The organism is Kocuria rhizosphaerae (assembly GCF_044462265.1).
GTDB lineage: Bacteria > Actinomycetota > Actinomycetes > Actinomycetales > Micrococcaceae > Kocuria > Kocuria rhizosphaerae.
Genome location: NZ_JBISWL010000124.1, coordinates 19,690 through 39,413, shown reverse-complemented (window position 1 = coordinate 39,413; position 19,724 = coordinate 19,690). Strand labels below are relative to the sequence as shown.

Here is a 19,724-nt window from a genome sequence, read left to right as displayed (position 1 = left end):
GTCAGGCCCTCAGTTCCAGGACGGTCTTGCCCACACGGAACGCGGTCCCGGGCTCCAGGGGAACCGCGCGCGTGAGGCGGGCTCCGCCCACGAACGTGCCGTTGGTGGAGCCCAGGTCCTCGAGGAACCACCGGGAGCCCTGCGGGAAGAGGCGGGCGTGCCGGCCCGAGGCGTAGTCGTCGCCGAGCGGGACGGTCACCTCGGGGGAGCGGCCGAGCAGGACGGGCGCGTCGCCCAGCGGGTAGCTGCGCCCGCGCAGGGGCCCCTCGAGGACGACGAGGGTCTGCGGGCGGGACCGCTGGGCCGGGGGCGGTCCCCCCGCGGGGCGGCCGGGCCCGGTCGCCGGCGGATCACGGCGATCGGCGCGCGAGCGGGCGCCCGGGAGCTTCCCGCCGACCGCCAGGTCGCGTCCCTGGCTGGCGACGATGCTGAAGATGAAGATCCAGAGGAGGGCCAGGAAGCCGAAGCGGAGCAGCGTGATGGTCAGTTCCGACATTCAGCGGTTCCCCTTCGGGGTCAGGAGGCGGAACGTGATCCTGGTCCGACCCATCGTGATCACGGAGCCGTTGACCAGCTCGGTGCGGCCGATCACCCGCTCCCCGTCGACGTAGGAACCGTTCGTCGAGCCCAGGTCCACGGCCACGAAGTGGTCCCCCTGGCGCCGGATCTCGAGGTGCTTGCGGGAGACGCCGGAGTCCTCCACGGTGATGTCCGCCTCTGTCGAGCGGCCGAGCACGATCGACTCCGCGTTGATGGAGAACCGCTCGCCCTCGACGTCGAGCACCGGGATCCAGTGCCGGACGGGCGCGGCGGCCTGCGTCGGCTCGTCCTCCTCACGGCGGTGGCCCCGCGCGATGCGGTGCCCGCTGGGCGTCGACGGCGTGTTGGGGGACTCCGCGGTGCGCTGGGCCGAGGAGTGGATGCGGAACTGCCCGGCCTCCACGTCGGACCCGCGGGCGAAGGAGACCTTCACGGCGCCCTGGAGCGTGTAGGCCTGGCTGCGCGCGTGCTTGATCACGACGTCGCACAGCTCCTCTGCCAGCGGCGTGCCCCAGTCCTGGGCGCGCGGGAAGTCCTCGTCGGAGAACTCCACGACGAAGACGTTGGGGGCCATGGTGCGCCCGGCCGAGATGGTGAACGCCTCCTGGTCGAGCTCGCGCCGCAGTGCGCTGGCGATCTCCACCGCCTCGACGCGCTTGCGGGAGCCCGTGGCGAAGGTGGCGCGGACGGCCTTCTCGATGTTCTTCTCGAGGCTGTCGAGAAATCCCATGCCGCCTCCTTCCTGGCGTCGATCGCGGTGCGCATGCCCCCGGTCTCGGGTCAGGCGTTCTCCAGGATAGTAGACGCGCACCCTGGGAGCCCGGTGGGGCGCCGGGCGCGGCGGTTCCGCCCGTCGCGCCGGGCCCTTGCACCCGGGCGTGGCGGGGAGAAGAATCCGGGACATGAGGCACACTGACCGACAAGGACCGTCCATCGCAGCTCTCGCGGTCACCGCCCTGCTCCTGGCCGGGTGCGGCGGCGAGGAGGACGGGGCGCCGGGCCCCACCGGGACCACGTCGCCCACCGGGGAGGCGACTGCCTCCGCGAGTCCCACGAGCACGGCGGGTCCCACGGGCACGGCGGAGCCCACGGCCACCGGGAGCCCCACGGCCACCGCCGGGGCCGGTGACGAGGCCACCACGGTGGCGGGCGTGATCGCCGCGGCCGTGGAGACCGTGCCGGGCAGCCGGGCGTTCGAGCTCGACCGCAAGGACGGCGAGGGCTGGGAGGTCACGCTCGCCGTCGGGGACCGGGAGCAGGAGGTGGACGTCTCCGAGGGCGGCTCGCGCGCCACGGCCCAGCCGGGCGACGACGACCTGGACGACGAGGACCGGCGCAACCTCGCCCAGGTCGCGGTGCCGCTGGAGGTCGCCGTCCGCACCGCCCTCCAGGAGGCCGACGGCAGCCTCGACGAGGCCGAGCTCGGCACCGAGGGCGGCACGGTCGTGTGGGAGATCGACGTCGACGACGAGGACGGCTCCTCCGTGGACGTGTACGTCAACGTGGGCGACGGGTCCGTGCTGAAGATCGACCGCTGACCCGGTAACTAGGCTGGGGCGCGGAACAGTCACCCGGGCCGTCCGCGCCCGCAGCCACGAGGAGCCCGACATGAGCGACCCCCGCCCGTTCACGACCGCCGACCTCTACGACGAGCGCGGCGAGCAGCTCATGTCCTGCCCGCGCCAGTTCCTGGACCTGGGCGGCGTGCGCGCGTTCACCGGGCCGGTGCGCACGATCCGCTGCTTCCAGGACAACGGGCTCGTCAAGCAGGTCCTCGGCACCCCGGGGGACGGCGCGGTCCTCGTCGTGGACGGCCACGGATCCATGGGCACCGCGCTCATGGGGGACATGATCGCCGAGTCCGCCGTCCGCAACGGCTGGGCCGGGGTCGTCGTGAACGGACCCGTCCGGGACCGCGTCGCCCTCGCCGGACTGCCGCTGGGGGTCAAGGCCCTGGGCTCCAACCCCCGGAAGTCCGCCAAGGACGGTGTGGGAGAGGTGGACGTGCCCGTCGTGATCGAGGGCGTGACCTTCCGGCCGGGGCGCACCGTGTGGGCGGACGAGGACGGGATCCTGGTCGAGGGCTGAGCGCCGGCCGCCTCAGCCGGGCGACCCGTGGGTGAGCCTGCCGCCGCGGTAGGTCGCGCGCACGCCGATGTGCTCCACGGACTGCCCGCGCCGGTGCGCCGCGACGGGGTCCTCCTCGAGCACCACGAGGTCCGCGAGCTTGCCCGGGGTCAGGGAGCCGATCCGGTCGAACATGCCCAGCGCCCGGGCGGCCTCGGAGGTGTAGGCGGCCAGCGCGTCCACGACGTCGAGCCGCTCCCCGGGCGGGCCGAAGCGGCGCCCGTCGCCGTCGAGCCGGTCCGTCCACGCCTGGACCGAGCGCAGCACGTCGCCGTCGGCGACGGGGCGGTCCGAGCTGCCGGCGATCCGCACCCCGGCGTCGAGGAAGCTCCGGCCCCGGTACGTCCAGTCCGTGCGCTCCGGGCCCAGCAGACGCCGGAACTGCACCGCCATGGGGCGCAGGAACCCGATCTGCGGGGTCACCCAGATCCCGGCGGCGGCCAGCCGCGGGAGCTGGTCGGGGCGGGTGATGCTCGCGTGCTCGATCCGGTTGGGGAAGCGGCGGCGGCCGTGCTCGTCCTGGCACCGGGTGATCACGTCGATGGCGAGGTCGACGGCGCGGTCGCCGATCGCGTGCGCCGCCACCGACCACCCCGCCCGGTACGCGGCGCGCACGGCCGTGGCCATCACTTCGGGGTCGTCCTGGAACCAGCCGGTGGAGTGGCCGCCGCAGAAGGCCTCGCTCACCGCGGCGGTCTCGCCCAGCAGGGAGCCGTCGACGAAGACCTTGACCGGCCCGAGCACGAGCTCGTCGTCGCCGAAACCCGTGCGCAGCCCCAGGTCGAGCCCCCGGGCGGGGCCGGCCCCGAGACCGCCGATCTCGTGCAGCACGTCGAGCACGGGCATCACCTGCGCCCTGGCGTGCAGGCACCCCGCCTCGCGGGCCTGCTGGTAGGCGAGCAGCTCTGAGGGGTTGTGCCCGATCCACCCGCCTCCGACCCCGGCCTCGGCGAACGTGGTGATCCCCTCGGCCGCGTAGCGGGCGGTGGCCCGGTCCAGGGCGGCCACGATCTTCGCGACCGGGTACGGGCGGAAGAGCCCCTGCACCATCGACTGGGCGGTCTCCTCGACGAGGCCGGTCGCCCGGCCGCGGGCGTCCCGAGCCACCCGCCCGCCCACGGGGTCGGGGGTGTCCGGGGCCAGCGCCCCGGCGCGGCGCAGCGCCTCCGAGTTCACGACGGCCGCGTGGCCGGAGGTGTGGCGCACGAACAGGGGGGTGCCCCCGGTGATGCGGTCCAGGACGTCGATGTCCGGCAGTGCGCCGCCGACGGCGGCCGGGTAGAAGCCGGTGGCCATGAGCCACTCCTCGTCCTCCGGCCGGTCCGCCATCCCGCGCTCGAGGGCGGCGTAGAGCTCCTCCAGGCTCGAGCACCCGGACAGGTCCACCTCCGCCAGGCCCAGGCCGAACCACGCGGTGTGGCAGTGGGCGTCCACGAACCCCGGCAGGACCGCGGCCCCGCCCAGGTCGACGGTCCGGGCCGCGGGCGCGCCGGGCTCGTCGAGGACCACGATCCGGCCGTCGAGCACCCCGATGCTCGTGGCCCGGGGGCGGGCGGGGTCCATGGTCAGCACGGTGGCGTTGACGATCAGGAGGTCGAGCCGCACGGAGGATCCTTTCGCCGGGACTGCCCTCGCTCGGAGCGCCGGCCCGGACCCGGCGCCCCGTCGTCCCCGGCAGGGGTCTCCCGCGGGCAGCTCCCGGCCGGGGTCAGAGGCCGCGGAGCCGTTCCTTCCAGACAGGGCGCCACCGTTCGGCGTCCTCGGCGGAGGCCAGCCCGGTGTGGGCCACGCCGACCGTCGTGCGCCCGCCGCCCTTGTCCCCCACGGTCACGGTGATCCGCGTGCCGTCGGCCAGCCTCGCCCGCCAGTAGCGCCACTTCTCGGTGGCGGCGGTGACGGGCTCCTGCTCGAACGGCACGCCCTCCACGCCGTCGGCCCCGGCCATGAGCGCGCACCACCTCCCGAGCGCGTCGTCCCGCGAACCGGACACGGTCCGGCTCGCGCTGACCCCGAAACTGCCGTCACCGGCCTGCCCGGGGCGCCGGGCGCCCGTGTGCTGCTCGTAGGCCACGGCCACCGACTGCCCCCACCACTCGTGGTTGTCGACGACGCCCTCGAGCCAACCCGCCGCGTGACGCGCGATCTCGGCGTGGCTCATCTCCCGCGCGCCGATCCCGTCCAGCCGGGCCGTCCAGTCCTCCCAGGGGATGCCCGTCGCCCGGGCGATCCCGGCCGTGCTGGTGCCCCGGGTGGTCATGGCCGCCGGGGGGCCGGGGCGGTGGCCGCCACGGGGTCAGTCCGAGGTCGGCGGGCGGTAGCCGCCCGCCGGGTCCTGGTCGTCCCCGCCGATCCCGTGGTCCGTGGTGCCGGCGTCGGCGACCCCGGGCAGGCGCTGGCCGGCGTTGGTCTGACCGAGGGGGTCCTCGGCGGTCTCCATGTCCCTCGCCGGGGTGTCGGGAACGCCGACGTCGTCGGCGAGGTGCGGGTCGTCGGGAAGCTGGTCGCCGGAGGCGGGCGTGGTGTTCATGGGACCAGACAACCAGCGGTTCCGGGTGCTGGCAAGGGTCCACCGCCCGCCCGGTGCGTCCCGCGTGCGTGCGGGACGCACCGACCGCGGCCGGGCCTGCCCGTGTGCCCGGGCGATATCGCGGACAGCGAATGCACAGGGTGCTGACAGTGTGGGGGGCCCGTGCCATAGTGAGACCGGACGGCTCGCCGACGCGAGCAGCACATCGTTGTCGACCAGGGTCCCCGTCCGGCGGGGGCCGGAACCAGGAGACGCAGTCATGGCCACCCTGAAGCAGAGCAACGCGCCCTACACCGTCCCGGGTCTGTCCACGCAGAACGGTCACGAGGTCGCCCAGACGCTCCAGCAGCGGCTGCACGCCCTCAACGACCTCCAGCTGACCCTGAAGCACGCCCACTGGAACGTGGTGGGTCCCAACTTCATCGCCGTCCACGAGATGCTGGACCCGCAGATCGAGCTCGTGCGCGGCTTCGTCGACGAGCTCGCCGAGCGGATGGCGACCATGGGCGTGGGACCGAGCGGCCTGCCCGGCGACCTGGTCCGGGCGCGGACCTGGGAGGACTACTCGGTCCACCGGGCCTCCGCGGTGGAGCACCTCGCGGCCCTCGACCTCGTCTACACCGGTGTGATCGGGGACCACCGGGACGCCCTCCGGAAGGTGGGGGAGCTCGACCCGATCACCGAGGACATGCTCATCGGCCAGGTCCGTGAGCTCGAGCTCTTCCAGTGGTTCATGCGCGCCCACCTCGAGAACAGCGGCGGGGAACTCCAGCACGGCGCAGCCCGCACGGAGCGCGACGCGGCGGAGTCCGCCGCGCGGTAGCCGGCGCCGTGACCTCGCCCCCGGTGACCGGCCCCGCCGACCCCTCTGGTCGGCGGGGCCGGTCCGCGCTCACGGCCATGACCTTCAACGTCCGCCGCCCCCACGACCGGTACCTGTGGGCGGGGCCGGACGCCTGGTTCACCCGCGTCCCGGCGGTGCAGGCGGTCCTGCGGGACCACCGGGCGGACCTCGTGGCCCTGCAGGAGGTGCACCCCGAGCAGCTGCACCCGATCCAGGACGCGCTGGGCCCGCGGCACGTCCTGCTCGGCACGGGCCGGGACGACGGCGGGCGGGGCGAGGGGTGCCTGCTCGCCGTCGACACGTCGCGGTTCGACGTCGCGCACTGGCGGCAGCGCTGGCTCTCGCCCACCCCCGAGGTCCCCGGATCGCGCTGGCCGGGGGACGCCTGCCCCCGCACCGTCGTCCACGCGGACCTCGTGGACCGGCGCACCGGCGTCGCCTGGCGGGCCGTGGCCACCCACCTCGACCCGTGGCCGGAGCGTGCCCGGCTGCGCAAGCTCCCGGCCCTGCGGCAGCTGCACCTCGAGTGGGAAGGCCCCCTGGTGCTCCTCGGCGACATGAACGCCGCCGCCGGGCGGTCCCGCACGTGGCAGGCCGCCCTCGCGGGCGGTCTGCGGGACACGCTGCCCGCGGACGCGCCCGGGACCTTCCACCGCTACCGCGAGCCGGGCGCCAGGACGCCGCGCCTGGACTGGATCCTGCACGCCGGACCGGTGCGGGTCCTCGACGCGCGCGTGCTGGCCGACCGGCCGCGCGGGACCTGGGCCTCCGACCACTTCCCCGTCCTCGCCGCCCTGGAGCACGAGCGGGCTCCCGACGGCGAGCGCGACCGCTGAGCGGGGCGCTCCCGGGCGGTCAGTGCACCACGCCGAACACCCAGACCCCCGGGGTCATGGTGAGGAGGGTGATCACGACGGTGCCGATGAGGTGGAGCCACAGCCCGACCCTGATCATCTGCCCGATGGTGACGTAGCCGGAGCCGAAGGCGATGGCGTCCGGCGGCGTGGCCACGGGGAGCATGAACGCGCTCGTGGCGGCCAGGGCCAGGGGGACCACCCGCAGCACGGGATCCAGCCCCGGCCCCATGGCGACCCGGCCCGCCGCCGAAGAGCAGGAGCACGCCCCACGGCAGCTTGACGGCGGTCTCCCAGCCCAGCAGCCGGACCCCGCGCCGGGCGCCGGGGGGACGTCGCGCGCGTCCCCGGCCTCGGCCGGCCGCACCACCCGGACGTGGCCGCGCGGGTGCCTCGCCACCGCGCAGGTCCGTGCTGGACGTGCCATGCGCCGCCTCCCGGTGGTAGGAATGACCCGTCCGGCCACGGCGGGCGCAGGTCCCGCCGCGAGCACCCGGCCGTCGGCGTCCGGCCGGCGCAGGCGTCCGGGGCGGCCCGCGGCCACCCCCGTGCGGACCGGTCCGGACGACCGGCGGAGTTCGCCCTGACGACGAGGCGGCCGTCCCGACAGCGATGGCCAGGAGGTGTCCGTGACCTACACCGTGATCGCGCGCAGCGCGGACTCGCGACTGCTCGGGGCCGCCACGGCGAGCTTCTCGCTGGCCGTGGGCAACGCCGTGCCCGCGCTGGTGCCCACGGCCGGGGTCGTGGCCTCCCAGGCGTGGACCAACCGGCGGCTGCGCTACGAGATGCTCCGCACGCTGCACCACGGGGGCGCGGCCGAGGACGCGATCGCGGGCCTGGCCGACGCGGACCCGGACCTGGCGCTGCGCCAGGTCGCGGCCCTCCCGGTGCGGGGTCCGGGGGCCCACCTCACCGGGAGTCTCTGCACCCCCTGGGCGGGGGGCGTCGCGGGGCAGGACTTCGTGGTGATCGGCAACTACCTGGCCGGGCCGGAGGTGGTCGAGGCCATGCGCGAGGCCGTGTCCGGCGCGCTCGCCGTCCCCGCCCTGTCGAGCACGCGGATGGCAGCGGCCCTCGTCGACTGCCTGCGCGCGGGCCTCGACGCGGGCGGCGACAGCCGTGGCCAGCAGAGCGCCGCGGTCCTGGTGGCGGACACCCTCGCGGGCTTCCAGTACCCCGTGCTGCTCGACGTGGACCTGCGCGCCGACAACTCGCCGACCCCGCTCGACGACCTGGACGGGATGCTCGCCCTCAAGGGGGCCAGGGCCCACCCCGCGCCGGCGGAGCTCGTGCCCAGCACGGAGGTCCCGCACCGTCCCGAGGACGAGGGCCTGTGGTCCACCGTCCTGTCCTGACCGCCCCGGGCCCCACCGGAGTGGGCGCGACGGGGCCGATGCCCTACCCTCGGGGCATGTCCTGTCCTCCACTCCCGCGCCGCGCGCGGCACCGCGCGGCCGCGGCCCTCGCCGTGGCCCTCCTCACGACGGCGCTCGGCGCGTGCGGCGGGCAGAGCGCCGAGCCGGGAGGGGATCCGGCCACGGCGGGCTCCGGCACGGGCGCTCCGACCGGTGCGTCCCCGTCCGCCGGCCCTTCCGCCGCGGCGACGACCGCGCCGCCGGACGACGTGCAGGTGGTCGTCACGGGCGACGTCCTGCTGCACCAGGGCCTCTGGGCGCAGGCCGAGGCCGACGGCGGCGGGGAGCTGGACTTCGGGCCCCTGGTCGCCGGGCTGCGCCCCTTCACGCGGGACGCGGACCTCGCGATCTGCGACATGGAGACGCCGCTGGCCCCGCCGGGCGGACCCTACACCGGCTACCCGGCGTTCGAGGTCCCGCCCCAGATCGTCCCCGCCCTCGCGGACGTGGGCTACGACGCGTGCACGACGGCCACGAACCACACCCTCGACGCCGGCCCGGCCGGGCTCGAGCGCACCCTCGACGCCCTGGAGGAGGCGGGGATCGCCACCACGGGCTCCTACCGCACGGCCGCCGACGCCGCGCGTCCGCTCGTGCTCGACGCCGGCGGGGTGGACGTGGGCCTGGTGACGGGGACCTACGGGCTCAACGGGAACGTCCCGGACGCCCCGTGGCGCGTCGACCTCCTGGACGTGCCGCGGATGGTCGACCGGGCGCGGGCGGCGCGGGAGGCCGGTGCGGAGATCGTGCTCGCGGCCGTCCACGCCGGGGACGAGTACTCGAGCGCCCCCAACCAGCAGCAGCTGGACGTGACGCACGCGCTGGCAGACAGCGGGGAGTTCGACTTCGTCTACGGGCACCACACGCACTCGGTGCTGCCGATCGAGAAGCACGGGGACACGTGGATCGTGCACGGCCTGGGCAACAGCCTCTCCGAGCACGCGACGCGGGTGCCGGTCAACAACGAGGGCCTGACCGTGCGCATGACCTTCACGCGGCAGGGGGAGGAGTGGATCGGGGAGCCCCCGGTGTGGATCCCGCACATCCTCACGGTCGACCCGGTCCGGTGGTGCGCCCTGCCGGCCGAGGACGTCTGCCGGTCCCCGGAGGAGGACGCGGCCTCCCTGGCCCGGACCGCGGCGACCGTCACGTCCATGGGCGCCGAGGCCGACGGCGCACGCCCGTGGCGGCCGCTCGGAACCCCGACCCCGGGGCAGTAGCCCTCAGGCCCGCTCCGCGTCGTCGTCCGGGTCCTCGTCCGCGTCGACGCGGACGAGGGCCTGCACGGCGGCGTGGTCGCTGGGGTGACCTCCGTCGAAGCGCGCGGTGTTGATCCCGCCGGCCCGCACCCGGACCTCCGGGGTGGCCAGCACCCAGTCGATGCGCAGGTCGTCGCCGTCCGCGTGGCCGTAGTCGGGGAACGTGCCCAGGTCCGGGGTGAGGTGGCGCTCCGCCGCCGCCCAGGTGTCCCGGAGGACCCCCGACCCCACGAGTGTGCTGTACGCGGCCGAGTCGTCCGCCACCGCGTTGAAGTCCCCGGTGACCACGGTCGGGGTGTGCGGGCGGAAACTGTGCACGAGCTCGACGACGGCGTCCGCGCTGCGGTCCCGGGCGGTCTCGGAGTCGTGGTCGAAGTGGGTGTTGACGAGCACGAGCTCGGCACCCGTGCCGCGGTCCAGGAAGCGGCCCCACGTGACGATGCGGGGCACCGTGTTGCCCCAGGTGGCCGAGCCGATGAGCTCCGGGGTGTCCGAGAGCCAGAACTGGTCCCACTCCAGCAGCTCCAGGCGGCGGGCGTCGTAGAAGATCGGGGAGTACTCGCCCTTGCTCCCGCCCGCCCGGCCGCAGCCCAGCATCGCGTAGCCGGCCGGCAGGGCACGCTCGACCACCGAGAGCTGGTGGAACAGCGCCTCCTGCACGCCCAGGAGGGTGGGCTGCTCGAGCCGGAGCAGCCTGGTCAGCCGCGGCGCGCGGTCGGGCCAGTGGTCGGGGTCCCCGCGTCGCGTGCCGCTGTGCTGGAAGCGGATGTTGTAGCTCATCACGTGCAGGTCCCGGCCCGTGGCCGGTCCGACGAGCGGCCGGGCCGGGTCGGAGACCCCGGGGGTCGTGGGGCGGTCGAGGAGGGCGGCGTCCGGTGTCATCACAGCTCCAGGTAGGGGATGGGCGGGGGCGTCGTCGTCCCATCGTGGCCGGAGGGATCCGACCACGACGGGACCGGAGGAGAACACCGGATGGCGATCCGGTGAAATTCGGCCCGCGGGGGTCGCGGGGCCGGCGGCGAGGGGCTCAGGCATCGGCCGCCTCCACGGGGAACTGCCGGACCTGCCCGGCGGCGAGCTCGTGCACCTGCCGGTTCACGTTCACGCGCACGGGTGCGGCCGGACCGGGGGCGAGGTGCAGCCGCAGCGCGGTGCGGGTGACCTCCACGTGGATGCGCTGGTGCCGGTAGCTGATCGAGAAGGAGACCCTGGGCAGTTCGGGCGGGATCGCCGGGTGCAGCCAGAGCATGTCCTCCCGGACCTCCAGGCCCGTGTAGCAGCGGGTGAGGATGTCCACGGACCCGGCCATCGCCCCCAGGTGCACCCCCTGGCGGGTCGTGTCCCCGTGGGCGTCGACGAGGTCGCTGTCGAGGGCCCGGGTCAGGAAGCTCCACGAGCTGGCGCGGTCCCGGCGGGCCTCCACCCAGGAGTGCACCACGTTGGACAGCGTGGACCCGTGCGAGGACCGGGCGCAGTAGAACGCGACCGTGGCCCGCACCGCCTCGCCCGGGAGGTCGTACCCCATCTGCCCGAGGATCTCCCGCAGCTCCTCCGCGGAGAACAGGTACAGCAGCATCAGGACGTCCGCCTGCTTGGAGAGCCGGAAGTCGTTGGTGGACCGCCCCTCCGCGTCGAGGATGAGGTCGAGGCGTCCGATGCGGTCGTAGCGGTCCCGGTAGTCGTCCCACTCGAGCTCCGGCAGGTCCTCGTAGCCGTCGTACTGGGCGATCACGCCGTCGGCCATGAAGGGCACGCGCAGACGGGTCCGGATCCGTCCCCAGCGCTCCACCTCGTCCTCGCGCAGGCCCAGGCGCCGCCACAGCGGTCCCCCGTAGTCCTGGCCGAGGCGCTCGACCATCTCGGTGGTCCGGGCCAGCAGCCAGGCGGTCATGACGTTGGTGTAGGCGTTGTCGCGCAGCCCGGAGCCCGGGGTCCCCGGATAGCCGTCGTGGAACTCGTCGGGGCCCATCACCCCGGCGATCACGTACCGTCCGTCCTCGGGGTCCTCGACGGCGAGGCTGCTGAAGAACCGGGCGATGTCCACCATGAGCTCGGCGCCCTGCTCGATGAGGTACCGGGTGTCCCCGGTGGTCTGGAAGTACTGCCAGACGCTGTAGGCCACCGCGAGCCCCACGTGGCGCTGCAGCCGGGAGTGGTCGGGGATCCACCGGCCCGTGAGGGGGTTGTAGAGGACCCGCGGGGTCTCCTCCCGCCCGTCGCTGCCGCTGCGCCACGGGAACATGGCCCCCTCGTGGCCGGCCGCGCGGGCCGCCGCCCGGGCCTCGGGAAGGCGCCGGTACCGGTAGGCCAGCAGCGCCCGGGTCCACTCCGGGCGGCGCAGGGTGATCATCGGGTAGACGAACATCTCGTCCCAGAAGACGTGGCCGCGGTATCCTTCCCCGTGCAGTCCGCGGGGCGGGACCCCTGCGTCGAGGTCCGGGTGGGCGGCGGCGACCGACTGCAGGACGTGGAAGGTGTTGAGGTTCACGGCCAGGCCCTGCCGGCCGCCGGCGTCCGTGGCCACGGTGAAGGCCGACCAGAGCGCCTGCCACGCGACCACGTGCGCTGCGAGCAGCTCCTCGAAGCCCTCCGAGCGCTCCAGCAGCGCGGCGGCGGCCAGGGCGGGTGTGGAGATGGCCCGGTCCCGGGAGGTCACGACGGCCACGACCTTCTCGACCCGCACGGGGCGCCCGCGCGACATCCGCAGCCGCAGTTCGTGGCCGACCACCCCGGGCGCCGGCCGGGAGGGGGCGCGGGAGAGCATCCGGTCCTCGGCGCCGCTGCGCAGCACCCGCGTGCGAGCGGCCACGGCGATCCGGATCCCGGACTGCGCGGTGGCCGTCTCGGCCAGGACGGTGCCGTGGCCGATGTCCCGGAGCACGGCCTCCCCGAGGTGCCGGCCGCCCAGGGGCGCGTCCCCGGCGACGTTGCGGTTCTCGACGTCGGTGTCCACGAGGCTGCGCACGGTGAGGGTCCCGTCCCAGTCCTCGGCCTCGAAGACCGTCTCCTGGCCGGCGAGGTGCCGCTGCTCCTGGGAGACGAACCGCCGCGTGGTCACCCGGGTGGTCCGCCCCGTCCCGTCCCGGAACCGCAGGGTGCGCGTGAGGACGCCGGTGCGCACGTCCAGGTCCTGGTGGTGCTCGAGCACCGTCTCGGGCGTCGGCACGAACCAGTAGCCGTCCTGGACGCGGTACTGGAGCAGGAGCCAGTTGGGGGCGTTGACCAGGTCCTCGTGCTCCACGACCCGGCCCTCGACCTCGAGGCGCAGCCGGTTGTACACCCCGGCCAGGTAGGTGCCGGGGTAGTGGACCCCGTCCGCCCGGGACTCGCACGCGGCGCCGCGGACGGCCATGTACCCGTTGCCCAGGGTGCACAGGGCCTCGCGCAGACCCTCCTGCCGCGGGTCCAGGCACGGGTAGGTGAGGTTCCAGGGACCCTCGTCGCCGGAGCCCCCACCCCAGTCGGCGCCCGCGGCCGCGGCGGCCACCGGGATCTCGAGCTCGGCGATGTCGTCCACGACGAGGTGGGCGCCCGCCGCGAGCAGCGGTCCGCGCCGGTCCGCGCCGTCGACGCCCACGACGAGGCCGAACCCGTGCGCCACGGCCGTCCGGACCAGACGGTCGCTGTCCGTGATGACGACGACGTGCTCGGGATCGACCGCCAGCCGCCGGGACGCCAGCAGCAGCGACGCCGCGGGCGGATGCCGCTCCCCGTCCTCCGCGGGCGCGGACGTGACCACGACCTCGGCGATCGGCTCCCCGGGCGGCTCGGGGCCGGTGGTGACCAGGGCGGTGAGCACGCCCTGCGCCCGCAGGCGGGCGAGGAGGTCCAGGGCCTCGGCGCGGTGACGGGGGTCGGGGGACCCCGGGGCTATCGGGACGGGGGCCGCGTCCTCCTCGGCGCGCGCGCCGTCGCCGGGGCCCGGCGCCGCCCCCGTGTCGGCGAGGGCGAGCACCACTGCTCCGTAGGGGCTCCGGCCGCGGTCGGCCGGCTGCTCCAGGACGCCGCTCATGCCGTCATTGTGCCACCTGCCTCCGTCGCGCACCTGGAGGACGGGGCGGAGGTGCCTCAGTTGATGGTGCTGAGCCGGATGGTCTCCGGCAGCGCCAGGATCTGCTCGATGACCTCCGGGGTCACCCCGTTGGCGGCGTCCGTGACCAGGTAGCCGGTGTCCCCGTGGGTGGACAGCTGCTGGCTGTCGATGTTGATGCCGTGGTCGCCCAGGACGCTGTTGACGGTCGCGAGCACACCCGGCACGTTGCGGTGCAGGTGCAGCAGGCGGGTGCCGTTGACGGCGGTGTCGAGCTGGACCTGCGGCATGTTCACGGAGAGGGTCGTGGAGCCGGAGGTCACGAAGGACGAGAGCTTCCCGGCCACGAACCGGCCGATGTCCACCTGCGCCTCCTGCGTGGACCCGCCGATGTGCGGGGTGAGGATCACGTTGGGCAGGCCCTGCAGCACCGAGCTGAACGGGTCCCCGGCGACCTTGGGCTCGTTCGGGAACACGTCCACGGACGCGCCCGCGATGTGCCCGCCGACGAGTGCGTCGCGCAGCGCGTTGTAGTCCACGACCATGCCGCGGCACAGGTTGAGGAACAGCGACCGGGGGCGCATCCGCTCGAACTGCTCGCGGCCGAACATGTTGTTGTTGCTGCGCCGGCCGTCCACGTGCAACGACACGGTCTCCACGCGCTCCAGCAGCTCCTCCAGCGAGTCGCAGCGCTGCGCGTTGCCCAGGGGCAGGCGGTCCACGACGTCGTAGTAGTAGACCCGCATGCCGAGCGTCTCGGCGAGCACGGAGAGCTGGGAGCCGATGTTGCCGTAGCCCACGATGCCGAGGGTGCGGCCGCGGACCTCGTGGGAGCCCTTGGCGGACTTGTCCCACACGCCCTCGTGCATGGCCTTGTTCTTGTCGGTCAGGTGGCGGGCCATCGAGATGATCTCGGCGATCGCGAGCTCCACCACGGACCGGGTGTTGGAGTAGGGGGCGTTGAAGCACGTCACGGCGTGCTCCGTGGCGGCCGCGAGGTCGATCTGGTTCGTGCCAATGCAGAAGGCGCCCACCGACAGCAGCTGCGGGTGGGCCTCGAACACCTCCCGGGTCACGTGGGTCTTGGACCGGATGCCGAGCAGCTCGACGCCCTCGAGCGCCTCGACCAGCTCGGGGACGTCGAGCGCGCCCTTGCGCGTCTCGACCTCGATGCCCTTCTCGGACAGGATGCGTTCGGCCTCGGGGTGGACGTTCTCCAGGAGCAGTGCTTTCACAGTGGTCCAGTCTATGGCCCTCGGGTCCCGCGCCGCGACGCCGGGTGCGGCCGCCCGCCGGTCGTGACCGGGCTCACCGGGTCCGGGGCGGCCCCGCCGGTCCCCGGAACGGGCCGAGGGCGCCCCGGCCGGCGCCGAGAACTCCGCGCCGGGCTGTGCCGGACGGGGCCGGAACGACGGAGAGCGGGACACCCTGAGGTGTCCCGCTCTCCGTTGCTGGTGGTGCGCGAGGGGGGAGTTGAACCCCCACGCCCTCTCGGGCACACGGACCTGAACCGTGCGCGTCTGCCTATTCCGCCACTCGCGCTCGTCGACCCCCGGCGCCGGAACGCCGTGAGCAACGACGACCATGCTACCCACACCTGCCCCGGAAGGCCAATCGTGGCGGCGGCCCCGGGGCAGTAGTCTGGTCCCCTCCGCTCGAGAGGGGAGTCCGCGCCGACGAGGGGAGCACAGCATGGAGCCCGACCACCAGCAGACCGAGCAGAAGCGGAAGGAACTGGGCCGCACCGACGAGCCGGTGGAGGACGAGCTCGTCGAGGAGTTCGAGAACACCGTCACCGAGGGCGCCGACCGGCTCAACCGCACCTGGCGGGCGCTCGCCATCACCGGGCTGTTCGGCGGCATCGACGTCGGGCTGGGGATCATGGCGATGCTCGCGGTCCTGGACGCCACGGGCTCCGAGCTGCTGGCCGGCATGGCGTTCGGCATCGGCCTGTTCGCCCTCCGACTGGCCCACTCGGAGCTGTTCACGGAGGACTTCCTCATCCCCATCAACGCCGTGGTGGCCCGGCACGGCACATGGCTGCAGCTGCTGCGCCTGTGGGTGGTGACGCTCGTGACCAACCTCGCCGGCGGCTGGCTGTTCATGTGGGTGGTCGGGGCGGCCTTCCCGCAGTTCGAGCGGCTGATCGTCGAGATCTCGGTGGGCTACATGGAGAAGGGCCTGACCCTGGAGACCGCAGCCCTGGCGGTGCTCGCCGGCAGCACCATCACGCTGAGCACCCGGATGAGCCAGGGCACCACCAACGACGTCGTGACCGCCCTCATCTCCCTGATCAGCGGGCTGCTCGTCGTGGGTCTGGGCATGCTCCACGGCGCCCTGAACTCGATCGTGGTCTTCGGCGCCATGCACATGGGCGCCGCGATCTCCTACACGGACTGGTTCGTGTGGTTCCTCTGGGTCATCCCGCTGAACATGGTGGGCGGGCTGGCGATCATCACCCTGCCGCGGCTCGTGCGCACCCTCGAACTGATCAAGAAGGAGCGGGCGAAGCAGGCCGGGCGTCTCGCGGGGGAGCGGGGCTGAGCTCAGGCGACGGCCAGCCCCGTGACGAGGGCGAGGGCGCCCCACAACCCGGTGAGGGCGAAGAGCGTCACGGGCGCGAGCAGCGCGAGCTCCGCGACGGATCCGGCGTTGCCGAGCAGCGGCACGGCGACGAAGGACCGGTTCCGGTACACGGACCGGGGCAGCGGCAGGGGAGCCCGCAGCGGGTACAGCAGGTGCACCCCGCGGGTGGTCACCAGGTCCCCGAGGACGTGGACGACCACGCCGGTGCCGACCGCCGCGGGGAACCACCACTCGTGGGCCGGCGGGTGGAGGCCGACGACGGCGCCCAGCCCGATCCCGGCGACCCAGTTGAACTTCGCGACCCGTGCCGGCAGGAAGGCCAGCGACTGCACGGCGAGGGCGATCAGCAGCACGGACATGACCGCGGCCAGCGGCCACACCCGGCCGAACCCCTCGACCGGGACGCCCAGCTCCTGAGCCGCCGCGGCCAGGCCGGTGAACGCCGCCATCCCGAGCAGGGAGTGGGTGCCGCGGCGGTGCCCGCCGGCGATCCGGCACACCACGCGCGACAGCCAGGTGGACAGCGGCGGCAGGGACCGGGCCACGGTCCCGCCGGGGTGGTCGAGGTCCGGCAGCAGCGCCGCGCCGGCGGTGACGAGCGCCCCCGTGAGCACGCCTGCGTCCCCGACGTCGAGCAGCCCCCAGCCGATCGGGATGCTGATCCCCTCGAGGTGCAGCCGGTAGTCGGCGGTCAGCGCCACCCACGCGGCCGCCCCGCAGGCGGCATGGCTCGGTCCCATCATGACAGTGACGTCCTCCTCGGATCTCCGGTGGGACCGCGGCGGCGCCACCGGCGCAAACACTAGGGTCCGCCCCGGACGGCACAAGACCGGTGCCCGTCCGCTCAGGGCGCGGGGACGCGCCGCCAGCCGGCCGAGTCGACCTCGACGACGGCGGGAGCCCCGCCGCCCACGCCGCGGCGCAGCAGCGCGGCGTCGACGTCGGCGGCCGGGGCCGAGACCACGAAGGTCTCCCCGCGGAACAGGTCGGCCGTGTCCTCCACGAGCTCGGCCAGCTCCGCCGCACCGCGGGCGGTGAGCCTCGCCGCCACGCGCAGGCGGGCGCAGCACGGCGGGGCGGGGGCGTCCTGGTCGAGGAGGACGGCGGTCGCGGGGCACTGCAGGTCGCTCATGCCGCCAGTCTCTCGCGTCCCGGGCGGTCCGGGGCGACGCCCCCGGGTTCAGTCGGCCGGCGGCGTCCACCCCGCGGCGAAGCCCAGGCCCAGCGAGGTGGCGAGGGACACCGCCGTGATCCCGGCCGCCACCGCCACGGTGCGCCCCGGTGCGGCCCGCGCCCAGCGCCACCGGGTCCCGGGCAGTTCCACCCACCGGTACGTCGCCCCCGCCAGCACCAGGACCCCGGCCGAGAGCAGGACCAGGTCGGCGTCGCTCGGCGTGCGGCCGAGCAGGAAGGGGAGCACGAGGAACAGGGGCCAGTGCCACAGGTAGACGGAGTAGGAGGCGTTCCCCAGCCACTGCACCGGGCGCCGGTCGGTGAGCACCTCGAGGCCCGTGCGCGGAACGGCCTCGCCGCCGGCGATGATCGCGGCGGCCGCGAGCACGGGTGCGAGCGCACCCACCCCCGGGAACGCGACGCCGTGGAAGAGCACCCCGCAGGCCGCCAGCACGGCCCAGCCCAGGACGACGAGGACGCGTGCCGTGACGGCCCGCCGCGGCACGCCGACGCCCAGGGCCACGAGCGCGCCGACGCCGAACTCCCACGCACGCGTCCACGTGGCGAAGTAGGCCGTCTGGCTCGAGAGCTCGGTGTGCACGACCCCCACCACGAAGCTGAGCGCGGTGGCCGCGGCCACGAGCACGAGCACCCGGCGGCGGCCGCCGTCCGCGGCGCCCCGCCGCAGCTCCCCCCGCACAGCGAGGAGCAGCAGCACCGGCCAGGCCAGGTAGAACTGCTCCTCCACCGACAGGGACCAGAAGTGCTGGAAGGGTGTGGGCAGTCCGTCCGGGGAGAGCTCGGGGATCGTGCTGAGGGCCATGAGCCAGTTCTGTGCGTAGAGGGCCGCCCCCACGCCCTCGACGGCGGTGCGCGTCCAGTCCTCGCGGGGGAGGGCGGCGCGGGCGAGGACCGTGGCCACCAGGGTGACCAGGGCCGCGGCGGGCAGCAGGCGGCGCGCCCGCCGGCCCAGGAACGCCTTGAGGTCCACCGTTCCCGTGCCGCGCAGCTCCCGCAGCAGGTGGCCGGTGATGAGGTAGCCGGAGATGACGAAGAACACGTCCACGCCGACGTACCCGCCGGGCAGCAGCCGCGAGGGCCAGAAGTGGTCGACCACCACGAGCAGCACCGCGAGCGCCCGCAGGGCCTGGACGTCCCGGCGGCGGAGGGGCGGGGCCCCGGCCCGGGACGCCGAGTCCGCCGGTGCGCGGGAGGCCGGCGCGGGATCCGCCACGGACCCTGCCGCGCGGCCCGTGGCGGGACTCGTGGGGGGACTGGTGGCGGGACCCGTTGCTGGACCCGTTGCTGGACCCGTGGCGGGGCGCACCGCGGGGACCGCGCCGGTGCCGGGACGGGGAACGGGGGCCGGGGACATCACGGGCGTGGAGGCTAGCAGGTGTGCCTCAGGCCTTCCTGGGCGGCCCCCGCTGCGCGAGACTGGGTGCATGACCGATCCCGTGGACCCGCTCACCCAGGCCGCGGCCCGGGCCCGCCTGGCCGCCGACGCCCATCGCGGCGTCGAGTCCGATCCCTGGACCGCCGGCCTCGCCGAGCCCTCCGGCCCGCACCGGCCCGGGACGCCCCGCACCTCGGCGGCCGACGTGCTCTCCGGGCGCGACGACGCCCACACCGTGGTCTCGGAGGGGGAGCGCCGGGCGCGGGAGTGGAGCCATGACCTGGGCGACCGCGGCGGCTGAGCCCCGGGCCGCCGGGATAGGCTGGTGCCGACCGGACAGGGAAGGACGAACGGCATGACGACGACGCTGACCGAGCACGGGGTGCTGTGCCGGGTGCCGATGCGCTGGGGCGACATGGACCCGTACGGCCACGTCAACAACGTCGAGATCGTACGGCTGCTCGAGGAGGCGCGCATCGAGGCCCTGGGCGTCCCCGTGGGCACGGGCGACCAGGTGGCGGCGCCGCTCATCCCGTTCTTCTCCGCCCTGCCGGAGGGCACGCAGGCGCTGATCACCGAGAACCGGATCAAGTACCTGCGCTCCCTGGAGTACCGCAACGTCCCGGTCGAGGTCCGGGTGTGGGTGGTCTCCGCCCGGGGCGGAGCCCTCACGCTCGGCTTCGAGATCACCGACGCGGTCACGCGCAGACCGTGCGTGCGCGCCGAGACCCAGCTCGCGTTCTTCGTGCCCGCCACCGGGACGGTCCTGCGCATCACCCCCGAGCAGCAGGCGGTGCTCGCGCCCTACTCGGGGCCGCACCTCTTCCGCTGAGCCGCCCGCCCGCCGCCGCATCCCCCTCGCGCGAGGCCGTCACTCCTGCAGCGGCTCCCCGGTCGTGCGCCAGCCCCTTCGGACGCCGAGTCCCCACCCGAGCGGCGGCTCCCCAAGGCCGTGGCAGTCCCCCAAACA

Annotated in this window: 20 protein-coding genes, 1 tRNA gene and 1 pseudogene; 9 read left to right on the top strand and 13 right to left on the bottom strand. The window is 74.7% G+C overall.

Translation table 11 applies throughout. The features are described from left to right. Position 1: 1 nt before the first annotated feature. Positions 2–496: an FHA domain-containing protein FhaB/FipA gene (locus ACH9EU_RS14435; protein WP_396414610.1), complete on the bottom strand. Its 495-nt coding sequence runs from the start codon at positions 494–496 to the stop codon at positions 2–4. Then, the gene (locus tag ACH9EU_RS14430; RefSeq protein ID WP_396414609.1) at positions 497–1,270 is read right to left on the bottom strand and encodes an FhaA domain-containing protein; all 774 of its coding nucleotides are present in this window, start codon (positions 1,268–1,270) and stop codon (positions 497–499) included. Between the two features lie 172 nt (positions 1,271–1,442). On the opposite strand from ACH9EU_RS14430, the gene ACH9EU_RS14425 reads away from it, so the two are divergent. Together ACH9EU_RS14425 and rraA are read left to right on the top strand one after the other, a co-directional pair. After that, positions 1,443–2,078, top strand: coding sequence for a PepSY domain-containing protein (locus ACH9EU_RS14425; protein WP_396414608.1), 636 nt, complete (start codon positions 1,443–1,445; stop codon positions 2,076–2,078). 70 nt (positions 2,079–2,148) lie between these two features. After that, positions 2,149–2,628: a ribonuclease E activity regulator RraA gene (gene rraA / locus ACH9EU_RS14420; protein WP_396414607.1), complete on the top strand. Its 480-nt coding sequence runs from the start codon at positions 2,149–2,151 to the stop codon at positions 2,626–2,628. A 12-nt stretch (positions 2,629–2,640) separates the two neighbouring features. On the opposite strand, the gene ACH9EU_RS14415 is transcribed toward rraA, so the two are convergent. The 3 genes from ACH9EU_RS14415 to ACH9EU_RS14405 all read right to left on the bottom strand — a co-directional run bounded on the left by ACH9EU_RS14415 (position 2,641) and on the right by ACH9EU_RS14405 (position 5,194). Continuing rightward, positions 2,641–4,272 carry an amidohydrolase family protein gene (locus ACH9EU_RS14415; RefSeq protein ID WP_396414606.1) on the bottom strand — a complete coding sequence of 544 codons (1,632 nt, stop codon included), beginning with the start codon at positions 4,270–4,272 and terminating at the stop codon, positions 2,641–2,643. Positions 4,273–4,375: 103 nt separating this feature from the next. Next, the gene (locus ACH9EU_RS14410; protein ID WP_396414605.1) at positions 4,376–4,924 is read right to left on the bottom strand and encodes a hypothetical protein; all 549 of its coding nucleotides are present in this window, start codon (positions 4,922–4,924) and stop codon (positions 4,376–4,378) included. Positions 4,925–4,960: 36 nt separating this feature from the next. Further along, positions 4,961–5,194, bottom strand: coding sequence for a hypothetical protein (locus ACH9EU_RS14405; RefSeq protein WP_396414604.1), 234 nt, complete (start codon positions 5,192–5,194; stop codon positions 4,961–4,963). A 259-nt stretch (positions 5,195–5,453) separates the two neighbouring features. On the opposite strand from ACH9EU_RS14405, the gene ACH9EU_RS14400 reads away from it, so the two are divergent. Further along, positions 5,454–6,017: a ferritin-like domain-containing protein gene (locus tag ACH9EU_RS14400; protein ID WP_396414603.1), complete on the top strand. Its 564-nt coding sequence runs from the start codon at positions 5,454–5,456 to the stop codon at positions 6,015–6,017. Between the two features lie 77 nt (positions 6,018–6,094). Then, positions 6,095–6,874 carry an endonuclease/exonuclease/phosphatase family protein gene (locus ACH9EU_RS14395; protein WP_396414602.1) on the top strand — a complete coding sequence of 260 codons (780 nt, stop codon included), beginning with the start codon at positions 6,095–6,097 and terminating at the stop codon, positions 6,872–6,874. Between the two features lie 19 nt (positions 6,875–6,893). On the opposite strand, the pseudogene ACH9EU_RS14390 reads toward ACH9EU_RS14395, so the two are convergent. Continuing rightward, positions 6,894–7,224, bottom strand: a pseudogene (locus ACH9EU_RS14390) (anion permease); the annotation flags it as partial. Between the two features lie 297 nt (positions 7,225–7,521). Between ACH9EU_RS14390 and ACH9EU_RS14385 the strand changes: the two are divergent. Both ACH9EU_RS14385 and ACH9EU_RS14380 read left to right on the top strand, forming a co-directional pair. Then, positions 7,522–8,250: a DUF1028 domain-containing protein gene (locus ACH9EU_RS14385; RefSeq protein WP_396414601.1), complete on the top strand. Its 729-nt coding sequence runs from the start codon at positions 7,522–7,524 to the stop codon at positions 8,248–8,250. Between the two features lie 56 nt (positions 8,251–8,306). Continuing rightward, positions 8,307–9,530, top strand: a complete 1,224-nt coding sequence (locus tag ACH9EU_RS14380; RefSeq protein WP_396414600.1) for a CapA family protein — start codon at positions 8,307–8,309, stop codon at positions 9,528–9,530. A gap of 3 nt (positions 9,531–9,533) precedes the next feature. On the opposite strand, the gene ACH9EU_RS14375 is transcribed toward ACH9EU_RS14380, so the two are convergent. The 4 genes from ACH9EU_RS14375 to ACH9EU_RS14360 all read right to left on the bottom strand — a co-directional run bounded on the left by ACH9EU_RS14375 (position 9,534) and on the right by ACH9EU_RS14360 (position 15,141). Next, positions 9,534–10,451 (bottom strand): endonuclease/exonuclease/phosphatase family protein, encoded by a 918-nt coding sequence (locus ACH9EU_RS14375; protein WP_396414599.1) that lies wholly within the window; start codon positions 10,449–10,451, stop codon positions 9,534–9,536. A 145-nt stretch (positions 10,452–10,596) separates the two neighbouring features. Next, positions 10,597–13,581, bottom strand: a complete 2,985-nt coding sequence (locus ACH9EU_RS14370; protein ID WP_396414598.1) for a glycosyl hydrolase family 65 protein — start codon at positions 13,579–13,581, stop codon at positions 10,597–10,599. A 56-nt stretch (positions 13,582–13,637) separates the two neighbouring features. Then, entirely contained in the window at positions 13,638–14,834 is a 1,197-nt protein-coding gene (gene serA, locus ACH9EU_RS14365; protein ID WP_396414597.1) for a phosphoglycerate dehydrogenase, read from the bottom strand. Positions 14,835–15,054: 220 nt separating this feature from the next. Then, positions 15,055–15,141: transfer RNA gene (locus ACH9EU_RS14360), tRNA-Leu, on the bottom strand. A gap of 150 nt (positions 15,142–15,291) precedes the next feature. On the opposite strand from ACH9EU_RS14360, the gene ACH9EU_RS14355 reads away from it, so the two are divergent. After that, complete coding sequence (locus ACH9EU_RS14355) at positions 15,292–16,143, top strand: formate/nitrite transporter family protein (RefSeq protein ID WP_396414596.1); 852 nt, start codon at positions 15,292–15,294, stop codon at positions 16,141–16,143. Positions 16,144–16,145: 2 nt separating this feature from the next. Here the strand turns inward: ACH9EU_RS14355 and ACH9EU_RS14350 are convergent, their stop codons facing one another. From ACH9EU_RS14350 to ACH9EU_RS14340, 3 genes are all read right to left on the bottom strand, one after another. Continuing rightward, entirely contained in the window at positions 16,146–16,928 is a 783-nt protein-coding gene (locus tag ACH9EU_RS14350; RefSeq protein ID WP_396414595.1) for a metal-dependent hydrolase, read from the bottom strand. Positions 16,929–17,029: 101 nt separating this feature from the next. Further along, positions 17,030–17,317: a hypothetical protein gene (locus tag ACH9EU_RS14345; RefSeq protein WP_396414594.1), complete on the bottom strand. Its 288-nt coding sequence runs from the start codon at positions 17,315–17,317 to the stop codon at positions 17,030–17,032. Positions 17,318–17,365: 48 nt separating this feature from the next. Beyond that, positions 17,366–18,592, bottom strand: coding sequence for an acyltransferase family protein (locus ACH9EU_RS14340; RefSeq protein ID WP_396414593.1), 1,227 nt, complete (start codon positions 18,590–18,592; stop codon positions 17,366–17,368). Positions 18,593–18,803: 211 nt separating this feature from the next. On the opposite strand from ACH9EU_RS14340, the gene ACH9EU_RS14335 reads away from it, so the two are divergent. Then, complete coding sequence (locus ACH9EU_RS14335) at positions 18,804–19,055, top strand: hypothetical protein (protein WP_396414592.1); 252 nt, start codon at positions 18,804–18,806, stop codon at positions 19,053–19,055. A 54-nt stretch (positions 19,056–19,109) separates the two neighbouring features. Next, positions 19,110–19,586, top strand: coding sequence for a thioesterase family protein (locus tag ACH9EU_RS14330; RefSeq protein WP_396414591.1), 477 nt, complete (start codon positions 19,110–19,112; stop codon positions 19,584–19,586). Positions 19,587–19,724 lie beyond the last annotated feature (138 nt).